General features: G+C 57.0%; 24 protein-coding genes. 11 read left to right on the top strand and 13 right to left on the bottom strand.

The window, feature by feature from the left end:
* Nucleotides 1-13 precede the first annotated feature (13 nt).
* The 6 genes from LCM21_RS14965 to hslO all read right to left on the bottom strand — a co-directional run bounded on the left by LCM21_RS14965 (nt 14) and on the right by hslO (nt 7,876).
* Nucleotides 14-1,243: a class I SAM-dependent RNA methyltransferase gene (locus tag LCM21_RS14965; RefSeq protein WP_224891321.1), complete on the bottom strand. Its 1,230-nt coding sequence runs from the start codon at nt 1,241-1,243 to the stop codon at nt 14-16.
* Nucleotides 1,244-1,300: 57 nt separating this feature from the next.
* Nucleotides 1,301-3,133, bottom strand: coding sequence for an ABC transporter ATP-binding protein (locus LCM21_RS14960; protein WP_224891320.1), 1,833 nt, complete (start codon nt 3,131-3,133; stop codon nt 1,301-1,303).
* Nucleotides 3,130-4,968: an ABC transporter ATP-binding protein gene (locus LCM21_RS14955; RefSeq protein ID WP_224891319.1), complete on the bottom strand. Its 1,839-nt coding sequence runs from the start codon at nt 4,966-4,968 to the stop codon at nt 3,130-3,132. Before LCM21_RS14955 ends, LCM21_RS14960 begins: the two co-directional genes overlap by 4 nt.
* A 190-nt stretch (nt 4,969-5,158) precedes the next feature.
* On the bottom strand, nt 5,159-6,313 hold the full coding sequence (locus LCM21_RS14950; RefSeq protein WP_224891318.1) for a CCA tRNA nucleotidyltransferase: 1,155 nt from the start codon (nt 6,311-6,313) through the stop codon (nt 5,159-5,161).
* A complete protein-coding gene (locus LCM21_RS14945; RefSeq protein WP_068339798.1) occupies nt 6,310-6,915 on the bottom strand; it encodes a CoA pyrophosphatase in 606 nt (201 codons plus the stop codon). Before LCM21_RS14945 ends, LCM21_RS14950 begins: the two co-directional genes overlap by 4 nt.
* The gene (hslO, locus tag LCM21_RS14940) at nt 6,899-7,876 is read right to left on the bottom strand and encodes an Hsp33 family molecular chaperone HslO (RefSeq protein ID WP_224891317.1); all 978 of its coding nucleotides are present in this window, start codon (nt 7,874-7,876) and stop codon (nt 6,899-6,901) included. Before hslO ends, LCM21_RS14945 begins: the two co-directional genes overlap by 17 nt.
* A 76-nt stretch (nt 7,877-7,952) precedes the next feature.
* On the opposite strand from hslO, the gene LCM21_RS14935 reads away from it, so the two are divergent.
* On the top strand, nt 7,953-8,399 hold the full coding sequence (locus LCM21_RS14935) for an NUDIX hydrolase (RefSeq protein ID WP_224891316.1): 447 nt from the start codon (nt 7,953-7,955) through the stop codon (nt 8,397-8,399).
* Nucleotides 8,400-8,401: 2 nt separating this feature from the next.
* On the opposite strand, the gene LCM21_RS14930 is transcribed toward LCM21_RS14935, so the two are convergent.
* Entirely contained in the window at nt 8,402-9,667 is a 1,266-nt protein-coding gene (locus LCM21_RS14930) for a PP2C family protein-serine/threonine phosphatase (RefSeq protein ID WP_224891315.1), read from the bottom strand.
* Nucleotides 9,668-9,821: 154 nt separating this feature from the next.
* On the opposite strand from LCM21_RS14930, the gene LCM21_RS14925 reads away from it, so the two are divergent.
* Entirely contained in the window at nt 9,822-10,151 is a 330-nt protein-coding gene (locus tag LCM21_RS14925) for an Hpt domain-containing protein (RefSeq protein ID WP_224891314.1), read from the top strand.
* Here the strand turns inward: LCM21_RS14925 and ilvA are convergent.
* Complete coding sequence (gene ilvA, locus LCM21_RS14920; RefSeq protein ID WP_224891313.1) at nt 10,148-11,374, bottom strand: threonine ammonia-lyase IlvA; 1,227 nt, start codon at nt 11,372-11,374, stop codon at nt 10,148-10,150. The genes LCM21_RS14925 and ilvA overlap by 4 nt on opposite strands.
* A gap of 385 nt (nt 11,375-11,759) precedes the next feature.
* Here ilvA and LCM21_RS14915 point away from each other — a divergent pair, with 385 nt between their 5' ends.
* From LCM21_RS14915 to msrA, 4 genes are all read left to right on the top strand, one after another.
* On the top strand, nt 11,760-12,986 hold the full coding sequence (locus LCM21_RS14915) for an argininosuccinate synthase (protein ID WP_224891312.1): 1,227 nt from the start codon (nt 11,760-11,762) through the stop codon (nt 12,984-12,986).
* A 32-nt stretch (nt 12,987-13,018) separates the two neighbouring features.
* Nucleotides 13,019-13,423, top strand: coding sequence for a DUF1810 domain-containing protein (locus LCM21_RS14910; RefSeq protein WP_224891411.1), 405 nt, complete (start codon nt 13,019-13,021; stop codon nt 13,421-13,423).
* A gap of 81 nt (nt 13,424-13,504) precedes the next feature.
* Entirely contained in the window at nt 13,505-13,786 is a 282-nt protein-coding gene (locus LCM21_RS14905) for an SCP2 sterol-binding domain-containing protein (RefSeq protein WP_224891311.1), read from the top strand.
* Nucleotides 13,787-13,891: 105 nt separating this feature from the next.
* On the top strand, nt 13,892-14,563 hold the full coding sequence (msrA, locus tag LCM21_RS14900; protein WP_224891310.1) for a peptide-methionine (S)-S-oxide reductase MsrA: 672 nt from the start codon (nt 13,892-13,894) through the stop codon (nt 14,561-14,563).
* On the opposite strand, the gene LCM21_RS14895 is transcribed toward msrA, so the two are convergent.
* Both LCM21_RS14895 and LCM21_RS14890 read right to left on the bottom strand, forming a co-directional pair.
* Complete coding sequence (locus tag LCM21_RS14895; protein ID WP_224891309.1) at nt 14,560-15,429, bottom strand: ribokinase; 870 nt, start codon at nt 15,427-15,429, stop codon at nt 14,560-14,562. The genes msrA and LCM21_RS14895 overlap by 4 nt on opposite strands.
* The gene (locus tag LCM21_RS14890; RefSeq protein WP_224891308.1) at nt 15,426-17,690 is read right to left on the bottom strand and encodes an NADP-dependent malic enzyme; all 2,265 of its coding nucleotides are present in this window, start codon (nt 17,688-17,690) and stop codon (nt 15,426-15,428) included. Before LCM21_RS14890 ends, LCM21_RS14895 begins: the two co-directional genes overlap by 4 nt.
* 161 nt (nt 17,691-17,851) lie before the next feature.
* Between LCM21_RS14890 and mutS the strand changes: the two genes are divergently transcribed.
* Nucleotides 17,852-20,467 (top strand): DNA mismatch repair protein MutS, encoded by a 2,616-nt coding sequence (mutS, locus tag LCM21_RS14885; protein WP_224891410.1) that lies wholly within the window; start codon nt 17,852-17,854, stop codon nt 20,465-20,467.
* Between the two features lie 30 nt (nt 20,468-20,497).
* On the opposite strand, the gene LCM21_RS14880 is transcribed toward mutS, so the two are convergent.
* Nucleotides 20,498-21,061, bottom strand: a complete 564-nt coding sequence (locus LCM21_RS14880; protein ID WP_068339835.1) for a nucleotide exchange factor GrpE — start codon at nt 21,059-21,061, stop codon at nt 20,498-20,500.
* 10 nt (nt 21,062-21,071) lie between these two features.
* Entirely contained in the window at nt 21,072-22,136 is a 1,065-nt protein-coding gene (gene hrcA / locus LCM21_RS14875; protein ID WP_224891307.1) for a heat-inducible transcriptional repressor HrcA, read from the bottom strand.
* A gap of 112 nt (nt 22,137-22,248) precedes the next feature.
* Here hrcA and rph point away from each other — a divergent pair, with 112 nt between their 5' ends.
* The 4 genes from rph to LCM21_RS14855 are packed head-to-tail and all read left to right on the top strand — an operon-like array spanning nt 22,249 to nt 25,074.
* Entirely contained in the window at nt 22,249-22,962 is a 714-nt protein-coding gene (gene rph / locus LCM21_RS14870; protein ID WP_224891306.1) for a ribonuclease PH, read from the top strand.
* Nucleotides 22,959-23,573, top strand: coding sequence for an RdgB/HAM1 family non-canonical purine NTP pyrophosphatase (gene rdgB, locus LCM21_RS14865; RefSeq protein ID WP_224891305.1), 615 nt, complete (start codon nt 22,959-22,961; stop codon nt 23,571-23,573). Before rph ends, rdgB begins: the two co-directional genes overlap by 4 nt.
* Nucleotides 23,563-24,717, top strand: coding sequence for a radical SAM family heme chaperone HemW (hemW, locus tag LCM21_RS14860; RefSeq protein ID WP_224891304.1), 1,155 nt, complete (start codon nt 23,563-23,565; stop codon nt 24,715-24,717). The genes rdgB and hemW overlap by 11 nt, the downstream gene beginning before the upstream one ends.
* 3 nt (nt 24,718-24,720) lie before the next feature.
* Entirely contained in the window at nt 24,721-25,074 is a 354-nt protein-coding gene (locus LCM21_RS14855) for a YbaN family protein (protein ID WP_224891303.1), read from the top strand.
* Here LCM21_RS14855 and LCM21_RS14850 read toward each other — a convergent pair.
* A complete protein-coding gene (locus LCM21_RS14850) occupies nt 25,064-25,957 on the bottom strand; it encodes a ParB/RepB/Spo0J family partition protein (RefSeq protein ID WP_224891302.1) in 894 nt (297 codons plus the stop codon). The genes LCM21_RS14855 and LCM21_RS14850 overlap by 11 nt on opposite strands.
* Nucleotides 25,958-25,965 lie beyond the last annotated feature (8 nt).

The raw sequence follows: 25,965 nt of genomic DNA, 5'->3' as shown, positions 1-25,965 counted from the left end.
GTCTCCTGTCTGGTCATGATGCGCGCTTGTGTATGAATCGTGCTGCAAGTTCAGTATGTGATGACCATCGAAATTGGTCGACCACCTGCACCCATTCAAGGGTGTAGCCCGCGTAAACCAGCATTTTTGCGTCCCGCGCGAAGGTCACGGGGTTGCATGAGACGTAGGCGATCACAGGCCGCTGCGCCTGCGCAAGCTCCGCGACCTGCGCTTCGGCACCCGCACGGGGCGGGTCGATGACCACAGCGTCAAAGGACGTCAACTCATCGGGCATCAGCGGGCGGCGAAATAGATCGCGTGCTTCAACCGTGACGCGCTTCAATCCCTGAGTGCGACGCCAACCCTGATCCAAGGCATCTGTCATCGCGGCTTCGCCTTCAACGGCATGCACCTCGGCTGTCTCGGCTAGGGGCAACGAGAATGTGCCACTTCCTGCGAACAGATCTACCACACGCCTAGCGCCCTTCGTTGCATGCAAAACAGCCTGTAACAGAGCCTGTTCGCCGTCTTTTGTGGCTTGCAGAAACGCACCGGGTGGCGGGACAACCCCGGCCAAGCCAAATCGCTGCACCGGGGGCTGGCGCATCGCAATCACCTCACCATCCCAGCTAAGCCGCGCCAGCCCGTGTTTCTCGGTCGCTTGTGCCAAAGCCAATTCCAACGGGCCATCCAACGGCTTGCCACCTTTGACGGCGACATCCAGCCCGCCTTCGGACAAGGTCAGTGTTACGGCCAACAAGCCCTTGCGGCTGCCCCCCAGAACAGCCAGTGCCTCGGCTACTGGAATGGCGGCGATCAAGGCCGGGTCCAGCAGGTGACAATCGGTAATTTCAGTGATCGTGTCCGAGGCGCGGCTGTGGAACCCGGCAAGCGTACCCTTTTTGGTCCGCCTGACAGCGATCGTTGCGCGGCGGCGGGAATTTGGAGGAGAGGTGTGGATCGGGCGCATCTCTGCCTGTAATCCTTGCGCTGACAGCGCGTTTCGCACCACCTCGACCTTCCAGTTGGCAACAAACGCGTCCGAAGCATGCTGCAACTGGCACCCCCCACAGGCTTTGTAATGGCGGCACGGTGCCTTAACCCGTTGATCCGACGGTGTCTCAACCCTGATATCGGTCAGGTATTGCCCTGCTAACGTGCCGCTGACCACCTCACCTGGTAGGGTACGTGGCGCGTAAACGGGACCATCGGCAATACCATCGCCCTGATGGCCCAGTCGGGTTATCGTGAACTGCTGCGTCATAGGATGCCTGATAGCGGGGCTTAACCCCCAACGAAACCCCGTTGCGCGCCTGGCACGCTATTCGGCGGCTTCGGCCTGGATAAACCCACCCGATTGGCGATGCCAGAACCGGGCGTACAGTCCACCTTTGTCCAGCAACGCGTCGTGGGTTCCTGTCTCTACGATCCGGCCCTGATCCAGCACAATGATCCGATCCATCTCGCTTAGCGTCGACAAGCGATGGGCAATTGCCAGAACGGTCTTGCCTTGCATGACGCGGTGCAACGCTGTCTGAATCGAGGCTTCAACCTCAGAATCCAGTGCCGACGTCGCTTCATCCAGAACCAAGATCGGCGAATCCTTCAGAATTGCGCGGGCCAATGCAATTCGCTGCCGCTGACCACCGCTGAGCTTTACGCCGCGTTCACCCAAATGCGCGTCATAGCCCTTGCGGCCCCGAGCATCCTGAAGGCTTAAGATAAAGTCATGCGCTTCCGCCTTTTTTGCAGCGGCTATCATCTCTTCCTCGGATGCGTCGGGGCGGCCATACAAGATATTCTCGCGCGCAGAGCGGTTAAACATCGCCGTTTCCTGCGTAACCATCCCGATATGACGGCGCAAACTGTCCTGCGTCACTTGCGAGATATCCTGACCGTCAATACGAATGCTGCCTTCCTCCCCGTCATAAAGCCTGAGAAGCAGCGAAACCAACGTGGACTTGCCAGCCCCTGATGCACCAACGATCCCCAACTTTTCGCCCGGATGTACGGTCATGGTTACATCCGAAACGCCGCCTATGTCGCGACCGTATGAAAAGCTGACATTATCAAAATCAATCTGCCCTTTCTCCACGGACAGCGCGGGTGCATCGGCGACATCTTCGACCCTGTCGGGTTTCGAAAGCGTCTTCATGCCGTTTTCGATCTCGCCAACATTGGCGTACAACCCCATCAACGTGAAACTGACCCATCCGGTCATCTGCGCGATTCGAATTGAAACCGCACCCGCAGCGACAATGTCCCCCGCGGTAGCGCCACCTCTCTGCCACAACAGCAGGGTCGCGCCCAGCAGCAACACAGGCAAAACCCCGGCCAGTACCATCAGGATAAAACGGAAACTCGCCGACAGGGCGCCAAAGGCCAACATCTTTTCACGCAGATCGATCATCGAGTTGCGGGCGGCCTGATCTTCGAAATCGGAATGCGCGAACAGTTTGACGGTTTTGATATTGGTAATCGTATCGACCACCTGCCCTGATACCATTGCTCGCGCTCCGGCCCGAGCAGCCGAGCGCACGCGAATACGTGGCAGGTACCAGCGGATCAACAGAAAATAGACAACCATCCAGGCAACAAAAGGCAGCATCACCACTGGATGAATAGACCCTAGCAAAAGCAATGAACCCACAAGCGAGGCCAAGGCGAAGACAATTGCGCTGATCGTTTCCGACACGACCGAAGCCAGCGCGTTCGATGTTTGCATCTGCTTCTGCGCAATCCGCCCGGCGAAATCGTCATCGAAGTAGGTCACCGACTGACCCAGCGTCCAACGGTTCAGCTTGGCCAGAACCAGCGGCGGGATATTCGGCATGACGATGTAATTGTTCGTTACCGAAGACAGACCGAAAAGCGCGGGACGCAACAGCATAAAGAACGCCACCACGCCAAGGATCATCCACAGGTTCTGCGCACTCAGAAAGTTTTCGCGGCCGCTTTCCGTCGCAAGATCAATCACCTGGCCCAACATCCAGGCAGTCACGGCCTCCATCGCTCCGGCCATTGCCGAGAAACCGGCGGCAACAAAGATCATTGGCCAAGCGCCGGACAGGCACCAGCGTATAAACGCCCCCAGTGTTTGCGGCGGAGGCGTTTCTATGGTCCTGAACGGGTCGATCAGGTCGGCAACCTTCATTCCGCGGCCTCCGGGTTTAAGAAGCCGCCGGACTGCCGCGCCCAGAACTGCGCATAAAGCCCGCCTTGGGACAACAGCTCGGAATGCCCGCCCTGTTCAACGATCCGGCCGCCATCCATGACAAGAATCCGGTCCATCTGGGCAATGGTGCTGAGCCGGTGTGCAATGGCGATCACGGTTTTACCTTGCATCATTCCGTAAAGAGTTTCCTGAATCGACGCTTCAACCTCGGAATCTAGGGCGGATGTCGCCTCGTCCAACAACAAGATCGGCGCGTCCTTCAGGATGACCCGCGCCAGCGTTACCCGTTGCCGTTGACCACCGCTGAGTTTCACACCGCGCTCACCCACATGAGCGTCATAGCCGGAACGCCCCTGCGGGTCCTGCAGATCAAGGATGAAATCATGTGCCTCGGCCTGTTTGGCAGCAGCGATCATCTGTTCTTCGGTGGCGTCCGGGCGACCATATAGGATGTTGTCACGCACCGACCGATGCAGCAACGCGCTGTCCTGTTGAACCATGCCGATATGGCTGCGCAGGCTGTCTTGCGTCACCTGCGCGATATTCTGATCATCAATCAGGATCGCGCCCTGTTCCACGTCATAGAACCGCAAAAGCAACTTAACGAGGGTCGATTTCCCAGCGCCAGAGCGCCCGATCAACCCGATCTTTTCGCCGGGATGAATGGTCAGATTGATATGATCCAGCCCGCCGGCTTTGCGGCCGTAGTGGTGTGACAGGTCGCGAATGTCGATCCGACCTTTGGTCAGTTTCAACGGTTTCGCATCCGGTTCGTCCAGAAGATCAATGGGCTGTGCAATCGTCTCCATCCCTTCGGCCACAACACCAAGCTGACGGAAGAAACTGGTAAGCGCCCACATGATCCAGCCCGTCATTGCGTTCAGCCGCAGGGTCAGAGCGGTTGCCGCGGCAACAACGCCCACAGACGCGCTGCCCTGCATCCACAAAGCAATCGCCCAACCGACAACGCCCACGATCAGTAAACCGTTCAACGCAACCAGAACCGCGTCCATGATGGTGAAGATCCGCATCTCGATCTGGAAGGTCCGGCGGGTTTCTTCGATGGCTTCGCGGGCATAGTCCAGCTCTTGCGCATCATGGGCGAACATCTTGACCGAATGGATATTGGTATAGCTGTCCACCACCCGCCCCGTCACGGCCGAGCGTGCATCGGACGCGGCCTGAGAGGCCGGACCAACCCTAGCCACCGTCCAGCGCACCAAGAGCGCATATAGCGCAAACCAAATCAACAAAGGTAACAGCAGACGGGGATCAGCCGTCATCAGCAGGATCGCAGCACCAAGCAGGTAAGCCAGAGAAAAAGAAATGGCGTCAAAGACCTGAAACACGGCTTCACCCGCAGCGGGCGGGGTTTGCATGATCCGGTTGGCGATACGACCCGCGAAATCATTTTCGAACCAACCGACGGATTGCCGCAACACGTGCTTATGTGCGCGCCAGCGGATCAGCGTACCAAAATTTGGCAAGATCGTATTGTTCAGCAACAGAACGTCGATCACATGCAACATCGGGCGCAAAAGCAACACGAAGATGGCTACCAGGATCAGTTCAGTACCGTGGGCCTGCCAGACCTCGGCGGGCGGACCAGACAGCAGATCAACGACGCGCCCCATGTAGTAGATCAGCCCGACTTCGACGACCGCGACGAGGACCGAGATCAGCGCCGCCCAAAAGAACACCCGCTTGAACGGGCGGGAATAGTCCAACATGAACGGCCACAAGCGCGTGGGCGGTGTGTCGGTTTCCTTGTAGGCAACAAAAGGATCAACAAGGTTTTCGAAATAGCGAAACATGGAGAGTGCTCCGGTTGAGCAGAAATTAGGTCATGCGAAGAAAGATGGCGCCAGAACACCACCCCTACGGGTCAAGGTGTCCCGGCTTTAGCCGAACCAGATCCCGTAATACATTCGCACCCCTCCACTCCAATAATGGGCGCACGTAATCACAACAAAGTTGATTTGTCACCCCTTTTAGGACTTCATTTCAACTGGTCAGAAGGTCTTCGCGCGTCAAGGTGAAGCCCGACGCGATCCAGCGGGCCTCAAGCTCGGCCAGCTTTTTTCCCAGCGCCGGGCCGGTGAAATCGGGGATCAGGTCAGCGGACCTGATCGGAAATTCGGCAGCAGCCCCTAAGTTCAGGGCGTTTCGCAAGTCATCGGTCCAGGGTTCTTCCAGAAACGCGCACCGCAGTAAGGTTTCGTGCAACCCGCCCTCCGCGCCATAGCGGAATCCAAGTTCGGCAACGCTCGCGCTGCCGGATGCTTCATGGCGCATGCGGGTCAACCGCTGCAACTGCGCTTTGCTGAGGCGTAAGGTCTTGGCGATTTCGGGCGCAACAAGTGCGGCCAAACGGCGGATCGGTTCTGGTTCAGCACCGGCCTGCTGTTCCAGCGCGATCAAAGGTGCAAGGGCCTTGTCGTTCGCCCCCGGTAACAAGTGAGTCAAAACGCCCGTCTGACGCATGACAGCGACCGAGGGCGCTGGGTCATCCGCCGCCAGCAGTTTCAACAATTCCGCCCCCACCCGTTCGCGGGACAGGCCAGCCAAGCCATCCAGATTGGCGGCGATTGCCGCCAAAGCATCAGGATCAAACCCCGCTTCGGCGTCGCCGTACCAGGCGTGGAACCGAAAATAGCGCAAGGAGCGCAAATAATCTTCTCGAATCCGGTTTTCGGCCGTTCCGATGAACCGCACACGCCGAGCTTGCAGGTCGGGCAACCCGTTCAAAGGGTCAAGTATTCTGCCATCGGGCTGCGCGTAGATCGCGTTCATGGTGAAGTCACGCCGCGCGGCATCCTCCTCCACCCTGTCCGAAAAGGCCACGACAGCTCTGCGGCCATCCGTTTCGACATCGCGGCGAAAGGTCGTGATCTCATGCGGGTTGCCGCCGCTGACCACGGTAATGGTGCCGTGGTCGATACCGGTAGGAATAGCTTTGAGACCCGCAGCCCGCGCCAGTTTCATCACCTGTTCGGGCAACGCATCCGTTGCAATGTCGATATCCGAAACCGGTGCCCCCAGTAGCGCGTTACGGACACATCCCCCGACGAACAGCGCCTGTGCGTTGGCGTCCGTCAGCGCCGCACATACCTTCTGTGTTGTGGGATCAGAAACCCAGGCCTCGGTAATCTGTGTCATTCATTCACCCGCGCGGCCAATCCCCGCAATATCCGAGCCGTCGCCCCCCAGATGTAATAGGGGCCGAACGGCACCGTGAAATAATACCGTTTCTGTCCACGCCAGCGGCGCGATTCAACGATATAATTCGCAGGGTCGAGCACATGTTCAAGCGGAACCGAAAATACCTCATCCACTTCGCCCGGTTCGGGGATGGATTGGAACGGGTCGCGCAAGACGGCCACAACCGGTGTGACACTGAACGAGGTGACCGTTTCATGGGACGGAAGGTGGCCCAATATTTCGGGCAGCTGTGCCGGCAGGCCGATTTCCTCCTGCGCTTCACGCAGAGCCGTGGCCGTGACATCCACGTCGCCCTCATCCTGCTTGCCGCCGGGAAACGCAATCTGCCCCGGATGATGTTTCAAAGCGGATGAGCGTTTGGTCAGTATCAGCCGCGGCGTGCCCGCCGCCAGCGTGATTGGAACCAAAACGCCCGCCGGGCGCAGCTTGCGTCCTTCTGGCAGGACGGTATCCGGGTTCAGGTCAAAATCGCTCGACCCAGGGCCGGGGTGACTCAGCGCCACCCGCAGTCTTTCTATTGGATCAGGTGTTGTCCGCATCAAAGCCGACCGTGGCTGGATCCAACACATAATGAGCACCGCAGAACTGGCAGTCAGCAGTCACTTTGCCATCGGAGGTCGTCATCTTCTCGATGTCCTTGGCAGAATAGATCGACAGGCTTTGCCGCACGCGGTCTTCTGAACATGTGCAACCGAATTGCACAGCCTGAGCATCATAGACCCGAGGCTGTTCCTCGTGAAACAGGCGGATCAACAGATCGGTCGGCGCCACTGACGGCCCGATCAGCTCAAGATCTTCGACCGTGTCCAGCAAGATATTGACGCGGCTCCAGTTTTCACCCTCTTCGCCGTCAACCAAATCGGCGGCGGTCAGAATATCGCCAGAACCTTCCCCGGACGCCGCGAAGGGCGAGGCTTTGGGCATGTGCTGCAGCATGACCCCGCCAGCGCGCCAGTGCTCGTCCACGCCAGGCTCGGTTGATTTCCCGAAACTCAGTGAGAACCGCGTTGGCAGCTGCTCGGACTGCGCAAAATACGCCTCAGCGCACGCGCTGATGGACTCACCAGCAAGTGGCGTAATGCCCTGATATGGCTGCGTGCCTTTGCCCTGATCGATCATAATGGCGAAATACCCTTCACCAACCTGGTCAAACGCTGCGCCTTCGGTCAGCCGATCGCGGTCGAAACTGGCATAAGCGCGAATCCTCGCCGGTTCACCCTCTTCCTTCGGGGCAAAGTAATCGGTTGCAATCATACGCACCGCGCCCTTTGACTGAACCTGCAAAGACAGCTTCCAGCGCAACGAAACGGTTTGACCAATCAGCGCGGTCAGCAGGGCCATCTCAGCCACCAGCGCCTCGACGCTTTCGGGATAGTCATGTTGTTTGAGGATGCCGTCCAGCACACCGTCAAGGCGCGCCACGCGGCCGCGCATATCAGATACATCGAGTTGAAAGGGCAAGACGGTATCGTCCCACGCGATTTTGGCTCCAAGAGACATGGGGTTTCCTTACACGCCACAGGTTGGCATACCGGGACCATATAGGTCGAAGAGATTGGGTTTTAAGGGGCCATACATGATCAGGCGGTTCGGCGAAACCCCGGAAACGGGGCGTACATACACACGCAGACCCGGCGTTTATGCCCTTTTACCGCAAGGAAAAGACCTTTTGGTGACATGGTATGACGATGGTCTGAACCCAGAGTTGCAGTTACCAGGCGGCGGTATTGATTCTGGCGAATCCCCGATCACGGCGCTGCACCGCGAGGTTTATGAGGAAACCGGCTGGCTCATTGCGGCCCCGCGTCGGATCGGTGCATTTCGGCGTTTCACATACATGCCCGAATATGACCTGTGGGCCGAGAAAATCTGTATGATCTACAGCGCCCGTCCTGTGCGCAGAATTGGACCACCCGGCGAAACTTGCCACGAAGCGCTTTGGATCGAAACCACCGTTGCGGTCCAGATGCTGGGAAACGACGGGGATCGCTACTTTGCCAGCAAACATCTGAATCGGCTTTAGAGTCAGTTGTATTCGAAGAACACGGCCGATACGTCGTCATCCATACCGCCCCCTGGCGCCATCTCCTGCGTCAAACGCCAGAACATGTCATCCAGAAATTCGCTACCGCTTCGGCCGGGGGCACAATCAAGCGCCATTCGTCTTAGTCCGTCTTCATCAAGCAGACTACCGTCCGCCAGGCTGCACTCGGTAAAACCGTCTGAATAAAGCAGCAGTTTGTCGCCCGGTTGTAGATATGTCTCAACCTTTTGAAACGAGGCATCCGCCAGCAATCCAATTGGCAGCCCGCCCTGGCCTAAAAACTCAGTGCTGCCATCGCGGCGCAACACAAGCGGGTGCGGATGTCCTGCCTGCACCATCTGTAAAAGCCCGTTGCGCAGGTCGATGGTTGCATAAGCCATGGTGAAGTACTCTTCGACGGCGGTGTCCGACATAAGGAGGGAATTAAGCTTTTCGGCCACCTGTTCCGGCGGAAGCAGGGCGTAGAATTTGTCGCCGTCCTTTTGCAATGCCACGTTCCGCTCAAAATGGTTACTGGAAAGGTACCCCCCTAGTCGCGCCGTCATCATCGCCGAGGTGATGCCGTGACCCGACACATCAATGCTGTAAAACCCCAGCCGGTCGGCCCCGGGCGAAAACATCCCAACCAGATCACCGCCAATATGGCCGCAGGGCTTGAGCAACATGCTGATTTTCGATTTACCAAACTCGCCGGTCAATTCAGGGACCAGCGATTCCTGCATTTTGCGAGCTTGGACCAGGTCCTTGTCGATGGCGTCATGTGCCACGCGAAGGTTCTTCAGGGCGGATTCGATGATCCTGTTTTTCTCGGACAACTCGCGCTGCATATCCAGAATACGCGCCCCGGCCGAGATACGCGCGCGCAGCTCTTCGGCCCCAAGTGGTTTTATTAGAAAATCGTCTGCACCGGCATCCAGACCGCGCGCGACTTCTTGCTTTTCACTTTTTGACGTCAGAAGGATGAAATAGCTGTACTGATCATTGTCCAGCGCCCGGAACGCCCGGCAGAAATCCAGCCCGCTCATCCCCGGCATAACCCAATCGCTGAGGACAAGATCCGGTGGATCATCGGCGCAGATTTCAATGGCTGCGTCACCACTGTCGGCTTCGAGCACTTCAAAGCCCCACTTTTTCAAAGAGGCTTTCAAAATCCGTCGTTGCAGACGGCTGTCGTCGACGACCAGCACCTTCTGGATCGCACCAAATTTCAACTCAACCCTCGCCTCTGCCTGTCTCCCTTCTGCCACCTGAAACCTCTGCGCTGTGACCCTTACGGAACACCGCGACGCTAGCCCACGCGGGCTTAACAACACGTGAACACACATTTTCAGATCGATTTACCGGGAATTTACTTTGCGCGGGCTACCCAAGTCAGGTCGCAATTATGTGGAAGTGCCAAAGATGATCAACTGGTCCAGGGTCAGGCTGCTGCGGGATGAGTTGGGCATCGGCGAATTTGACGAGGTAGTGCAAGTCTTTCTGGACGAAGTGCAGGAAACCATCGACCGTCTGCAACAGGACACCAATCGCATCGAGTTCGAGCAGAACATGCATTTCCTGAAAGGCAGCGCCCTCAACCTTGGGTTCGATTGCTTCTCGAAACTCTGCCAGGACGGAGAACGCATCGCCGCCGCAGGAAAAGCCGGTGACGTTGATCTGCCTGCTATCTTGAAAGTGTATGAAGAGTCCCGTGCCAAATTCTTTTCAGAGAAAGACGCAAACCTCGCCTAGATTACGAACTGCGCCAGCGTCTCGTCTTCGGTGATGTCGGTATAGGTGAATCCGGCATCATCCAGATGGGCAAACAGACGCGCGAAGTTTTCGGGTTTACCCGTTTCTATGCCAATAAGGACCGACCCGAAATTGCGTGCCGATTTCTTCAAATATTCAAAGCGCGCGATATCGTCTTCTGGACCCAGAACCCCGAGAAACTCTTTCAGTGCGCCGGGGCGCTGCGGCAGGCGCAGGATAAAGTACTTTTTGACGCCAGAATAACGCTGCGCCCTTTCCTTGACCTCTGGCAAACGTTCAAAATCGAAGTTGCCGCCTGAAGTGACGCAGACAACCGTCTTGCCTCGGATAAAGCTTTGCACATCGGCAATCGCCTCGATCGCCAACGCTCCGGCCGGTTCAAGAACGATGCCTTCTACATTCAGCATCTCGATCATAGTGGTGCAGATGCGATCTTCGGACAGAACAAGCACGTCGGACAGGTGGCGATCTTTCAACAGCTCAAACGGCTTTGTCCCGATTGTGCCAACCGCTGCGCCATCGACGAAATTATCCACCCGGCCCAGCGCCACCGGATGCCCTGCCGCCATGGCCGCGTGCAGACAGGCGCCCCCTTTGGGTTCGACAAACAGACAATGGGTCCGATCCCCGAACCACGTCGCCACACCCGAGGACATACCGCCCCCGCCCACCGGCAGGAGCACGTGGTCAGGCACACCGCCCAGTTGCTCTTCAATCTCAACCGCGAGTGAGGCCTGACCTTCAATCACATCTTCATCGTCAAACGGTGACAGAAAATAGCCGCCCTGCTGGGCGCACCACGCCTGCGCAGCGGCCAAAGTGTCATCGAAATAGTCGCCGCTCAGATGAATCTCGATATTGTCACCGCCAAAGATACGCGTCTTTTGGATTTTCTGCTGCGGCGTGGTCACCGGCATGAAGATCACACCCTTCACACCCAGATGCTTGCACATATAGGCCACGCCCTGCGCATGATTGCCCGCGCTGGCGCAGACGAACAGCTCCTGCCCCTGCTGTTTGCGCATAGCGTTGAACGCACCCCGGATTTTGTAAGACCGCACCGGGCTGAGATCCTCGCGCTTAAGCCAGATATCCGCCCCATAGCGGTCAGACAGGTGAGCATTCCGCTGCAGAGGGGTTGGCGGAAACACAGTACGCATAGCTTGTTCGGCAGCGCGGGCGCGGGTCATGAAATCAGTCATAGCGATTTCACTGCCGCATCAATGCAGGAAGGGCAAGGAATACATATGTGTACGCGAGTTAGTAGAGTTGGCGATTTTCGACGCAAAATCCTTACACCGTCATCAGAATACTTAAACCAACAGTTGCAACCATCCATTGATTGATGGCGTTGAGTGAGTGGCTTAGTACAGGTGAAGTCGCTCCCACAGATCCGGTTGCAAACAAGAACCCTACTCCAATCACGGCCAGAAATCACCCATTCCAGCATCAGCCCCCATTTCAACCAATTCTTGCTCTCTATCCGCGTAATTCAGTTGCTTTCCCTCCTTGCGTCAACGCAGACAACTTGCCCCCGCGCGCAAAACCCGCTAGGGGCCAGTCGTTCTACGCATAAAGGGAAGTCAGATGTCCGCGCCCAAGAAAGTTGTTCTGGCCTATTCCGGTGGCCTTGATACCTCGATCATCCTGAAATGGCTGCAGACCGAGTATGGTTGTGAGGTCGTGACCTTCACCGCCGATCTGGGTCAGGGCGAGGAATTGGAACCCGCGCGCCAAAAGGCCGAGCTGCTGGGGATCAAGCCCGAGAACATCTATATCGAGGACATCCGCGAGGAGTTCGTCCGCGATTTCGTTTTCCCGATGTTCCGTGCAAATGCGCAGTACGAAGGCCTGTATCTGCTGGGCACCTCGATCGCGCGGCCGCTGATCTCAAAACGCTTGGTCGAGATTGCGCAGGCAACCGGTGCGGATGCCGTGGCCCATGGCGCGACCGGCAAAGGCAACGATCAGGTGCGGTTTGAACTGGCGGCCTACGCTCTGAATCCCGAAATCAAGGTTATCGCCCCCTGGCGCGAGTGGGATCTGACCAGCCGTACCCGTCTGATCGAATGGGCCGAGGCACACCAGATTCCGATTGCAAAGGACAAACGTGGCGAGGCTCCGTTCTCGGTCGATGCCAACCTGCTGCACACCTCATCCGAGGGCAAGGTTCTGGAAGACCCAGCCGACATGGCGCCCGATTACGTCTATCAGCGCACCGTCCACCCCGAAGACGCGCCCGATCAGCCGGAATTCATCGAGATCGGTTTCGAAAAAGGCGACCCGGTCAGCATCAATGGTGAGGCGATGAGCCCTGCAACCATCCTGACCAAGCTGAACGAATATGGCGGCAAGCACGGCATTGGCCGTCTCGACCTGGTCGAAGGCCGGTTCGTGGGCATGAAATCGCGCGGGATCTATGAAACGCCCGGCGGCACAATCCTGCTGGAAGCCCATCGCGGTATCGAGTCGATCACCATGGACCGCGGCGCAATGCACCTGAAAGATCAGTTGATGCCGCAATATGCCGAGCTGATTTACAACGGGTTCTGGTACAGCCCCGAGCGTGAGATGCTGCAAGCCGCGATCGACAAGTCGCAAGAGCACGTCACCGGCACGGTTCGGGTGAAGTTGTACAAAGGTCTGGCCTCGACCGTTGGCCGCTGGTCGGATCACTCGCTGTATTCCGAGGCGCATGTAACCTTCGAGGAAGACGCCGGTGCCTATGACCAGAAGGATGCAGCCGGGTTTATTCAGCTCAACGCACTGCGCCTCAAGCTGCTGGCAGCGCGCAATAAGCGGCTGTCCAAGTGACCGAGGACGACGGCATAAACGACGAACTTGATATGTTCATCGAAGCGCAGGACACGGTTTGGCCTGATGTCCTGCGCGAATTGGAATTGGGGCAGAAAACCAGCCATTGGATGTGGTTTGTGTTTCCGCAACTGGCGGAACTTGGCCAGTCGCATATGGCCCAACTCTATGGGATCGAGGATCTGGAAGAGGCGACTGCCTATCTGAAACACCCAGAATTGCGCCGACGCCTGATCCAAGTGTGCCAATTGCTTCTAGTTCACAACGGCAGTGACCCAGAAAGCATATTAGGCAAAATTGATGCCAAGAAGCTTCGGTCGTCGATGACGCTGTTCGCAGCCGTTCCAGATGCACCTGCTGAGTGTCGGGATGTCCTTGATAGTTTTTACGGCGGCAGCGTCTGTAAACGAACCCAAGAGATTCTGAACCAGGGTTAACTCTTCAGGTTCCAGTTCGGTCATCCTTGCCTGAAATACCGTTTAGTCTTTACGCAGTCTTTAACTGTGAAAGGACATTCTATGCTGCAAGACATCGCCGACGGGATTCAAAAGGGTTTGAATGGGAAAAGCTTTGAAGGCTCATTGAAGTTTGATTGCGGTGATGATGGCGTGATTGTTCTGGCCGACAACATCGCCTCAACCGATGATCAGGATACCGACTGCACCATCCGCATCTCACGTGAGAACCTGACCAAATTGCTGACCGGTAAGCTGAACCCGATGACCGGTGTGGCCTTAGGCAAGTTAAAGATTTCGGGAAATATGGGTGTGGCTATGAAGCTCGGGCAATTGCTTGGGTAGTTGGCGGTCACTGATAAACTCGCCTCACCAGCGCGTGACTAATGATGTCAGCGGATTGCGCTGGTAGCATTGTCAGGGCAGCCTTGTCTTGAAGGGAGACCTGCCATGACTCGGACTGCCAATCTCGGATTTTTGAAACCAGTGCTTTTGTCCGCACTGATTGTGCTGACCCTTTTACTGCGCGCAGCGCCAGCAGCGGCTGCGGAGACAGACACCTTGACGGTCGCCGGCGGATGTTTCTGGTGTGTCGAAGCCGATTTCGAGTCCGTCCCGGGCGTTATCGGCGTGGTGTCGGGCTATACTGGCGGCACCACGGCAAATCCCACCTATGATCAGGTCACCCGTGGCGGCACCGGGCATTACGAAGCCGTTCAGATCACATTTGATCCGGCCAGTGTCTCTCGTGAAACCCTTCTGAACATGTTTTTCCGCTCGATTGATCCAACCGATGCCGGAGGTCAATTCTGTGATCGCGGCGACAGCTATCGGACGGCGATCTTCGTCTCTGACACAGGGGAAAAAGCAGTGGCCGAGCAAGCAAAAGCTGACGCACAGACAGCTTTGGGTCAGAGCATTGTTACCCCGATCCTATCGCAAGAGACATTCTACCCGGCTGAGGCCTATCATCAGGATTACTACAAGGGCACCAAGCTGGTTTTGACCCGCTTCGGACCCAAGCGTCAGCACAGTGCATACAAGGCTTACCGAAACGCATGCGGTCGGGATGCAAGGGTCAAGCAGCTTTGGGGCAGCGAAGCCTTGTTCGCCGGGTCCTAGTCAAACTGCGCCTCGTGAACCTCTTTCAGGTCAGGAATAACATCCGCCGTACCGTGCCGCGTAACCATCAGGGCCGCGGCGCGGTTTGCCTGTGAAATTGCTTGCGCCATCGGCATACCACGATCCATTCCCGCCAGAACGTACCCGGTGAACGTATCCCCAGCACCCGTGGTGTCCACTGCCTCTACCTTCAGCGCCGGAAAGTCAGAAGGCGCACCGCGATGATAGTAGCGCGCGCCTTTGGATCCCAAAGTGACAATCACATGCTCTATCTCAAGGTCGGTCACGGATTGCCCCGACGTCTTTTGCAATTGCTCGGCCTCAATCTCATTCAGGATCAGGAAATCAAGGTAGGGAAGAACAGCTTCAACAGCATCGGCCTGAAATGGCGCAGCAGCATAACAGACCGTCAGGCCCAGCTCGTGCCCCATCCGCGCGGCTTCGACCTGAAGGTTGGTTTCATTCTGCATCACCAGAAGATCGCCTTGCGATGCCGAAGACAGCGCCTGCCCCAGTTGATCCCGCGAAATGGCATGGTTTGAACCGGGGAACAGAATGATGTTGTTTTCACCTTTCGTATCCACGGCAATGATGGCGTGGCCGGTGGGTTCCTGGACCCCGGCAATATAGCGGGTATCAACGCCATACTCTGTCAGACGGTCCAAAGCCCAGCGCCCATCCGGCCCAACAGCACCGATATGCGACACGCGGGCCCCGGCCCGTGCTGCTGCCACGGACATATTCGCGCCTTTTCCGCCAAGGAAGCGATCCAGCCGATTGGCTGAAAGCGTCTCTCCCGGCGCGGGCAAATGCGGCACGTCATAGATCATGTCCGCATTGATCGAGCCAAGGTTCCAGATCGTCATGGTTTCCCCGAGATATCGCAAGAGGCCAGAATGGCCATGTTCAGAATGTCATTCGCCGTCGATACGGTGGAACAGATCTGGATCGGCTTGTCGATGCCGGACAGGATCGGGCCGATTACGGTAGCACCTGCCATTTCCTGTATCAGCTTGGTCGAAATCGAAGCCGAGTGCCGGGCCGGAACGATCAGGATGTTAGCCGGGCCGGTCAGGCGTTGGAACGGATAAGCCGCCTGCTGATCCACGTTCAGTGCTACATCCACTGTCATTTCGCCTTCGTACTCGAAATCAACCTTGCGCTGGTCCAGAACTGCGGGGGCTCGGTGCATCTTTTCGGCCCGCTCTGAAACCGGATAGCCGAAGGTTGAGAAGCTGACGAAAGCAACGCGCGGCTCAAGCCCCATGTGGCGGGCCACGGCAGCCGCGCGTTCGGCGATATTGGCGAGGTCATCCTCGTCAGGCCATTCATGCACGAGCGTATCACCAATCAGAACGATCCGCCCCTTGTGCAGCAGCGCGGTAACACCGGCGGCACCGTGGGCCGCATCAGCGTCGAAAACGTGGTTTATCCGATCCAGCACATGCGCCGATTTCCGCGTTGCCCCGGTCACAAGACCATCGCCATGCCCATGCGCCAACATCAGGGATGAAAACACATGCCGATCCCGCGCCGCCAGTCGGTGAATGTCCTTTCGGTCAAACCCTTTGCGCTGCAGGCGGTCATAAAGGAAGTTCGAATAGGTTTCGAGATGCGTGGTATTGGCGGCATTCACCACCTCAAGCTCACGCACGGCGTCGCCCAGACCGGCCTCTTCGAGTTTGGTTTTCACATCATCCTGGCGTCCAACAACCAGCGCTTTGCCAAATCCAGACCGCTGATACATCACCGCCGCGCGCAACACGCGAGGGTCGTCGCCCTCGGCAAAGATCATCCGGCTTTGCGCCTGCCGCGCACGGGCGTTCAGACCGCGTAGAATGCTGGCGGTCGGATCCATGCGAGATTTCAGGCTCAACTCATAAGCGTCCATGTCGATGATCGGACGCCGCGCCGCACCAGTATCCATTCCAGCCTTGGCTACGGCAGGCGGGATACGGTGGATCAGGCGGGGATCGAACGGTGTTGGAATAATATAGTCGCGGCCAAAGGTCAGTGATTTGCCATAGGCCATGGCAACCTCATCCGGCACATCCTCACGCGCAAGCCGCGCCAGCGCATGTGCACAGGCAATCTTCATCTCGTCATTGATGGCGCGGGCATGGATATCCAGCGCCCCGCGGAACAGATAGGGGAAACCCAATACGTTATTGACCTGATTGGGATAATCGCTGCGGCCAGTAGCGACAATGGCGTCAACACGAACCTCATGCGCCTCTTCCGGCGTAATCTCTGGATGCGGGTTCGCCATGGCAAAGATAACCGGGTTGTCCGCCATCGAAGCAACCATATCCTGCGTGACCGCACCTTTGACTGACACGCCCAGGAATACGTCGGCGCCTTTCATGGCATCTTCCAACGTGCGCAGGTCAGTGGTGATCGCGTGGGCCGATTTCCACTGGTTCATTCCTTCGGTCCGACCCTGATAGATCACACCTTTGGTGTCGCACACGATGCAATTCTCATGCCGCGCACCCATCGACTTGAGCAATTCGATACAGGCGATGCCCGCCGCACCTGCCCCGTTCAGAACGATCTTTACATCCTCGATCTTCTTGCCCGAAATAAGCAGCGCATTCAGCAGGCCCGCCGCGCAGATAACCGCCGTACCGTGCTGATCGTCGTGGAAGACCGGGATATCCATCTCTTCCTTCAGGCGCTGTTCGATGATGAAACACTCAGGCGCTTTGATGTCCTCCAAGTTGATGCCGCCAAAAGTCGGCCCCATCAGTTTGACCGCGTTGACGAAAGCATCGGTATCTTCGGTGTCCAGTTCGATATCGATTGAGTTCACATCGGCGAACCGCTTGAACAGAACAGATTTGCCCTCCATCACCGGCTTGGACCCAAGCGCGCCCAGATTTCCTAAGCCCAATACGGCCGTCCCGTTTGAGATCACTGCAACCAGATTGCCCTTGTTGGTATAGTCATAGGCCGTTTCCGGATTTGCCGCGATCGCTTCACACGGAACTGCCACACCGGGGCTATAGGCCAGCGACAAATCGCGTTGGGTGGTCATGGGAACGGTGGCCTGTACCTCCCATTTTCCGGGGGTGGGTTCCAGGTGAAAGGCAAGCGCCTCTTCGTCGGTGATCTTGTTTTTGGGCATGGCGGACGTCGTTTCTTTTTTGTTGGGTGCGCCTGCCTCATACCTCAGCGGTTGCGCGTTCTCAACGAGATTGCGTTTTCGCCTTTCGTCATGCGGGGGGGATTTGTAAGGTCGCGCCCGGAACACGCCAGAAAGGGTCAGCCTTGTCCACAGTCACGCCAATGATGGCGCAATATCTCGAGATCAAAGAGGCACATGCCGATGCTTTGCTGTTTTACCGCATGGGCGATTTCTACGAGATGTTCTTTGATGATGCGGTCAACGCGGCCGAGGCGCTTGATATCGCCCTGACCAAACGTGGCAAGCACAATGGCCAAGATATCCCAATGTGTGGCGTTCCGGTACATTCGGCGGAGGGTTATCTGCTCACCTTAATCAGAAAAGGCTTTCGCGTCGCCGTATGCGAGCAAATGGAAAGCCCGGCCGAAGCGAAGAAAAGAGGCTCTAAATCAGTCGTAAAGCGCGATGTTGTCCGTCTAGTGACACCCGGAACGCTAACCGAAGACGCCCTGTTGGAGGCACGCCGCCACAATTTTCTTGCCGCCTATGCAGAGATACGGGATGAGGCCGCTTTGGCCTGGGCCGATATCTCAACCGGGGCGTTTCACGTGATGCCGTTAACCTCGGTGCGGCTCAGCCCCGAGTTGGCGCGACTGGCCCCGTCCGAGTTGATCATAGCCGACGGGTCCGAGCAAAGATTGCACGAAACGACCCGTGATCTGGGCATCTCACTCACCCCGGTCAGCCGGGCCAGTTTTGACAGCACCGCGGCAGAAAAACGCATCTGCGGCTTGTTTCACGTAGGCGCGTTGGATGCGTTCGGCAGCTTTGGGCGGGCCGAGGTTTCCGCCATGGGTGCGCTGATCGACTATCTGGAGATTACGCAAAAGGGCAAACTGCCCCTGCTGCAAACACCCATGAAGGATTCCGAGGACCGCGTGGTTCAAATAGATGCCGCCACCCGGCGCAATCTGGAACTGACGCGGTCGCTTTCTGGCGGTCGGGCCGGATCATTGTTGTCAGTGGTCGACCGGACGGTGACTCCGGGTGGTGCGCGATTGCTTGAGCAACGCCTGTCCAGCCCATCGCGAGCTTTAGATGTCATCCATGCAAGATTGGATGCGGTGGCTTTTGCGGTTGAGGACAGCCTAACCGCCTCAGACCTGCGCGACGCGTTGCGCAAAACCCCCGATCTGGATCGCGCCCTATCCCGCCTGTCTCTGGAACGGGGTGGACCACGCGATCTGGCCGCAATTCGGAACGGTCTGGCACAGGCAGCGGCAATTGCAGCGCTTTGTGACAATCAAGAGCTTCCCGTTTTGCTGGCAACCGCCGTCCAAAATCTGGTTGGGTTCGACGACCTTTTGGCCCTGCTGGACGCGGCACTGGTTGCGGAACCACCCCTGCTGGCCCGCGACGGCGGTTTCATTGCGCCGGGATTCGATAGTGAACTGGATGAGGCCCGCACCCTGCGCGATGAAGGGCGATCTGTTATTGCAGGATTTCAGAAGAAATACGCGGAACACACCAGTATCTCTTCGTTAAAGATCAAGCACAATAACGTTCTGGGGTATTTCATCGAAACTACGGCAACCCATGCCGAAAAAATGTTGAACCCACCACTGAGCGAGACCTTTATCCACCGTCAAACCACTGCCAACCAGGTGCGCTTCACAACCGTGGAGCTTTCGGAAATCGAAACCCGTATTCTGAACGCTGGAAACCTGGCGCTTGAGATTGAAAAACGGCTCTATCAAAGGATTTCTGACGAGATATTGGCCCTGGCCGCGCGCCTCAACCAGGCCGCCCGAGGACTGGCCGAGCTAGATTTGACAACTGCTTTGGCCGATCTTGCGCGTGGGGAAAACTGGTGCCGCCCGCGGGTCGATACATCCCGTGCCTTCAATGTAGAAGGGGGCCGCCATCCGGTTGTTGAACACGCGCTGCGTCAGCAAGACGGCGACGCCTTCATTGCCAATGATTGCGACCTGAGCGCCGCTGATGGGGCCGCCATCTGGCTGCTGACCGGCCCCAATATGGCCGGTAAATCAACCTTTCTGCGTCAGAACGCGCTGATCGCCCTGATGGCTCAGATAGGAAGCTATGTTCCGGCAGACCAGGCCCATATCGGTATTATCAGCCAATTGTTCAGTCGGGTCGGCGCATCCGATGATCTGGCCCGAGGGCGATCAACCTTCATGGTGGAAATGGTTGAAACGGCGGCCATCCTCAATCAGGCGGGTGACCGCGCGCTGGTGATTTTGGACGAAATAGGGCGCGGCACGGCTACCTATGATGGTTTATCGATCGCCTGGGCCACCTTGGAACACCTGCACGCAACCAATAAATGCCGCGCCCTTTTTGCGACGCACTATCATGAACTGACGGCTTTAGCCGGAAAGCTTGAGGGTGTAGAGAATGCCACCGTCGCGGTAAAAGAGTGGGAAGGCGAGGTGATCTTCCTGCACGAAGTCCACAAGGGCGCAGCAGACCGGTCCTATGGTGTACAGGTTGCACAGCTTGCCGGTCTGCCTGCCTCGGTGGTCGCACGCGCGCGTGTTGTTTTGAACCAGTTGGAAAAAACCGAACGCGAAGGCGGCAAGCAAAAGGCGCTGATCGACGACCTGCCACTGTTTTCCGCAGCACCGCCCCCTCCACCCCCGGCGCCCAAGGCATCACCGGTCACGGACATGCTGAAGGATGTGCTGCCCGATGAACTGACGCCGCGTGAAGCGCTTGATCTGATATACAAACTAAAAGAGGCGGCCAGATCCTGACCGCCCCATTTTATGATTTGCGCTGAATGCTTAACTTGCAGGCGTCGAAGACACACCAACCTGCGCTGGACGCAGAAGGCGATCGTGCAGCATAAAGCCCTCGGCAGAGACCTGAATAATGTCTCCGGCCTTGGTGCCCGGCACCGGTGCCTCGAACATCGCCTCGTGGATATTGGGGTCAAACCGATCACCGACCTCAGGCGTGATCACTTCGATCCCGTGTTTCTGAAACACATCCTTCAACGCGCGCATGGTCAGCTCAACACCTTCCAACAGACCGGCAGCAACCTCTTTCTGCTCATCCGTTGCGGCTTCAAGCGCGCGTTTCATGTTGTCATACACTGGCAGCATGTCACGGGCCAGCTTTGACCCGCCATACTGTTCCGCATCGCGTCGCGCCTTGTCGCCACGTTTTCGTGCGTTTTCGGCATCCGCAAGCGCACGCATGAACTTGTCTTTGTAATCGTCCCGCTCAGCGCGCAGTTCATCCAGTTCAAGCGCTTCGTCGCTGAACTCGGCAATTTCATCGGCCAGCTCTTCCGCTTCGGCCGTTGCGATATTGTCCAGGAAGTCTTCGTCTTTGGGCTCTGCCATTTCTTACCCTCTAGCTCCGGTCGGATATCAGCTTGCCGACCAGTTGTGCCGTATAATCCACGATCGGCACGATCCGTCCATAATTCAGACGCGTGGGCCCGATCACCCCGACCGCACCGATTATCTTTCGATCAGCGTTCATATAAGGAGACACCACCAAAGAGGAACCCGAAAGTGAGAAAAGTTTGTTCTCGGACCCGATAAAAATGCGCACACCCTCGCCTTCTTCGGTCAATTCGAGGAATTCGGCAATGTCCCGCTTGCGCTCCAGATCGTCAAACAGGGTACGAATTCGCTCCAGTTCCTCGGCCTCACCCTGTTCGCCCAGCAGATTCGCCCTGCCGCGCACAATCAACCGTGCTGAGTCGCCCCCATCCCCGTCCCAGACCGCCATGCCGCTTTCAACCATTTCACGGGCCAGCACGTCGATCTCTTGCTTGCGGGCGTCAATCTGAGTTTGCATCTGACGGCGCACTTCGCGCAAAGTGCGTCCTTCGATCAGCGCATTCAGGAAATTTGCGGCTTCGCGCATTGAGCTGGGCGTTTGTCCCGGGGGCGGCGTGAACAGGCGGTTTTCAACATGACCATCAGCAAAGACTAGAACCACCAAGGCGCGGTCATGGGCCAAGGAGACAAACTCGATATGCTTGATTTCGGATTCTTGCTTGGGGGTCAAAACCAGCGATGCGCCATGTGTGACATGCGACAAGGCCGACCCCACACGGTCAAGCATACCACCCACGTCACCTTTGTTAGAGCCTAAAGTCGCATCCAATTTCTGCCGGTCATCAGCACCCAGATCGCCAACTTCCAACAAACCGTCCACAAACATCCGCAAACCCATCTGCGTTGGAATACGTCCGGCAGAGACATGCGGGCTGTCGAGCAGGCCAAGAAACTCAAGATCCTGCATCACGTTGCGCACGGTTGCGGCGCTGACCTTCTCGGACAGAGTGCGCGTCAAAGTGCGGCTACCAACGGGTTCACCGCTGTCCAGATAGCTTTCGACGATCAGCCGGAACACTTCGCGTGACCGGTCGTTCATCTCATCCAGAATTTTACTCGCTTCGCTCATCGGCGGTCCCCTGCTGGGCGGTCATTAAATCGCAGGTACACGAAAGGTCAATCGGGGTTGCATCCTAGCGCCGCAGGGCGTTATCCCCAACCCAGCAAACAAAGGATTTTCGATGCGACCCTCAGGACGAGATTTAAGCGAAATGCGCGCCGTTTCAATCGAAACGGGGTTCACCAAACATGCCGAAGGTTCCTGCCTGATCAAAATGGGCGACACCCATGTACTGTGTAACGCAACGATCGAAGATCGCGTGCCGCCCTTTATTAAGGGTTCGGGCCTTGGATGGGTCACCGCCGAATACGGTATGTTGCCCCGCGCAACCAACACCCGGATGCGGCGGGAGGCGGCAAGCGGCAAACAAGGTGGCCGTACGGTAGAAATCCAGCGCCTGATTGGCCGTGCGCTGCGGGCCGGCGTGGACCGGGTCGCGCTGGGGGAACGCCAGATTACCGTGGACTGCGATGTGATCCAGGCCGATGGCGGTACCCGCTGCGCCTCGATCACCGGTGGTTGGGTTGCGCTACGTCTGGCAGTCAACAAGCTGATGAAGGCCGGTGACGTGATTTCCGATCCACTGGTCGATCCGGTCGCGGCTGTGTCCTGTGGCATCTATGCCGGTCAGCCGGTGCTGGACCTGGACTACCCGGAAGACAGTGAAGCCGGCGTTGACGGTAACTTCATCATGACGGGTTCGGGCAAACTGATCGAAGTGCAGATGAGCGCGGAAGGCTCGGTCTTTAGCCGTGCCCAGATGGATCAGCTGATGGATCTGGCTTCTAAAGGCGTTGGCGAACTGGCCGCTGCACAAAAGGCCGCCACCGCATGACACGCAAGTTCGACGGTGACAGGCTGCTGGTTGCCACGCACAACAAAGGCAAGCTGGAAGAGATGGCGCATCTCCTCGAACCCTTTGGCGTGACAGTTGTAGGTGCGGGCGAAATGAACCTGCCTGAACCGGAAGAGACCGAAGATACGTTCATCGGCAACGCCCGGATCAAAGCCCACGCTGCTGCTAAGGCAACGGGCCTGCCTGCCCTGTCGGATGACTCCGGTATCACGATAGACGCGTTGGACGGTGCACCCGGAGTTTACACCGCCGACTGGGCAGAAACGGACGATGGTCGCGATTTCATGATCGCCATGACCCGTGCCCACAACGAACTTGAGGCTAAAAACGCCGCCCACCCGCGTACGGCACAGTTTCGCTGCACGCTGGTTCTTGCCTGGCCCGATGGCCATGATGAGGTGTTCGAGGGCGTTGCGCCCGGGCATTTGGTTTGGCCAATCCGTGGCAAGGACGGGTTCGGCTACGACCCGATGTTTGTACCGGACGGTCACGACATTACTTATGCTGAGATGGACCGCTGGGAAAAGAACAAAATCAGTCATCGCGGTCGCGCGGTAGAGATGTTCGTGAAAGGCTGCTTTGGCGGATGATTGGCGCAACGGGGGCTTTGGCCTGTATGTACATTGGCCCTTTTGCGAGGCCAAATGTCCCTATTGCGACTTCAACAGTCATGTTTCAAAGAATATCAATCAAAAACAATGGCTTAACTCCTATCTGAGGGAGCTGGAGCGCTCTGGTGCTGAAACCCCCGGCCGCGTGTTGAATACGATATTCTTTGGTGGCGGTACGCCATCTTTGATGGATCCCGACACTGTTGGTGCGGTGATTGATCAGGCCCGTGCCCTGTGGCATCCCGCCAACGACATGGAAATCACCCTGGAGGCCAACCCAAGTTCGGTCGAGGCCGGACGTTTCGCGGCCTATCGCGACGCTGGCGTGAACCGTATCTCGATGGGCGTACAGGCGTTGAATGATGACGACCTGCGCCGTCTGGGGCGTATCCACACCGTTGCTGAGGCGCGCGCTGCATTCGACATCGCGCGCGCTTGTTTCGATCGGGTCAGTTTTGACCTTATCTATGCACGCCAACACCAAACCCCGGAGATGTGGCGCGCTGAGCTGAACGAAGCCCTGTCAATGGCCGTTGATCACCTGTCGCTCTACCAATTGACGATTGAGGAAGGCACTGCTTTTGGTGATCGCTATGCGGTTGGAAAACTTCGCGGCCTGCCCGAGGATGACAGCGCTGCCGACATGTATTTGGTCACTCAAGACGTCTGCGAGGCACATGGCCTACCTGCCTACGAGGTTTCAAACCATGCCCGGCCCGGTGCCGAGTCACAACATAATCTAATCTACTGGAACTATGGTGATTATGTCGGCATTGGTCCCGGAGCACATGGGCGGATCACGGTAAACGGTGAAAAGCTTGCCACCGAAACCTATTTGTCGCCAAACGCCTGGCTGACTGCCGTTGAGAACGGCAGCGGAGAGAGACTACGATCGACGCTTTCACGGCAAGATCAGGCGAACGAATACCTTATGATGTGTCTGAGGACTGCAGAAGGTCTATATATGGATCGACTTAGTAAGTTAGCCGGGTATTCTTTACCACAGAACAAACTGTCTGATTTGATTGAACTTGGAATGATTGAGCAGATGGATCGTCGATTGGTTGCAACCAAAAACGGTCGCGCTGTCTTAAATGCGGTGATCCGGGAATTGTTGGGATAGCTGATGCAATACCTTTGGGCCGCTTTAGGGTTGATCTGCGTAGCGTTTGCGATGGTCGGTATTATCGTTCCCCTTCTGCCAACGGTCCCTTTTCTGCTTTTGGCAGCGTTTTTCTTTGCGCGCTCGTCTACCCGTTTACACAATTGGCTAATAACTCATCAGACCTTCGGCCCACTGATCCAGGACTGGCAGACCGCTGGCGCCATAAGACCAAGCGCAAAAAAGGCGGCCACCTTCTCGATCGCCGCCGTTTTCGGACTGTCGATTCTGCTATCCGTGCCGGTCTTTGTTCTGGCTATTCAGGCCGTCGTGTTGGGTGCCGTAATGGCCTTTATCTGGACGCGTCCTAGCGGCTGAGTTTGGCGCACAGATCATCCAACTGATCCAGGTTTTCATATGTTAGAACCACCTGCCCGGTTTCTGATCCCGCCTTGTGGTTAATCGTTACTTTCATCGCGAGAATGGCTGAAAGATCTTTTTCCAGTGCGCGCGTATCCGCATCCTTACCCGCATCCAAGTTTCTGGACCTCGGCGCAGTTTTTTCCGGACCTGCTTGCTGTTTCTTTACCAGCGCTTCGGTTGCGCGCACCGACAGTTCGTCCCGTACGACAATTTTTGCCAATTCTGATGGGTTTTCCGCAGTAATCAGTGCCCGCGCATGACCCGCAGAAAGTTTACCTTGGATCACCAAGGTCTGCACATCCTGCGGCAGTGACAGCAGGCGCAGAAGATTGGCAATGTGACTGCGGCTTTTTCCCAGTGCTTCGGCCAGCTTTTCCTGCGTATGGCCAAAGCGATCCATAAGCTGTTTATAGCCAGCCGCCTCTTCAACGGCATTCAGGTCAGCGCGCTGGATATTCTCGATAATCGCGACTTCTAATACTTCGGTATCGTCGAAATCACGCACGATAACCGGAATATCATGCAATTGGGCCATCTGGGCCGCACGCCAACGCCTTTCGCCAGCGACAATTTCATAGTCACCCGCCCTGACCTCACGTACGATCAGAGGCTGAATGATACCCTTTTCCTTGATCGAAGCCGCAAGCTCATCCAATCGTTCTGCTGAAAATGTTCGGCGCGGCTGGTTGGGATTTGCGTGCAGTTTTTCAATTGGAACGTTCATGTCCGGTCGGCGCGGTTCATTTGGCGCCAACCCTGCGGTTTCTTGTGTTACATCGGCCATCAAAGCGGACAGGCCCCGACCCAAACCCCTGGGTTTTGTTTTTTTGGCAGCCACTTACCCCT

The sequence above is a fragment of the Ruegeria profundi genome (genome assembly GCF_020171505.1).
In the GTDB taxonomy this organism is placed as follows: Bacteria; Pseudomonadota; Alphaproteobacteria; order Rhodobacterales; family Rhodobacteraceae; genus Ruegeria; species Ruegeria profundi.
This window is presented reverse-complemented; position numbering and strand designations above follow the sequence as displayed.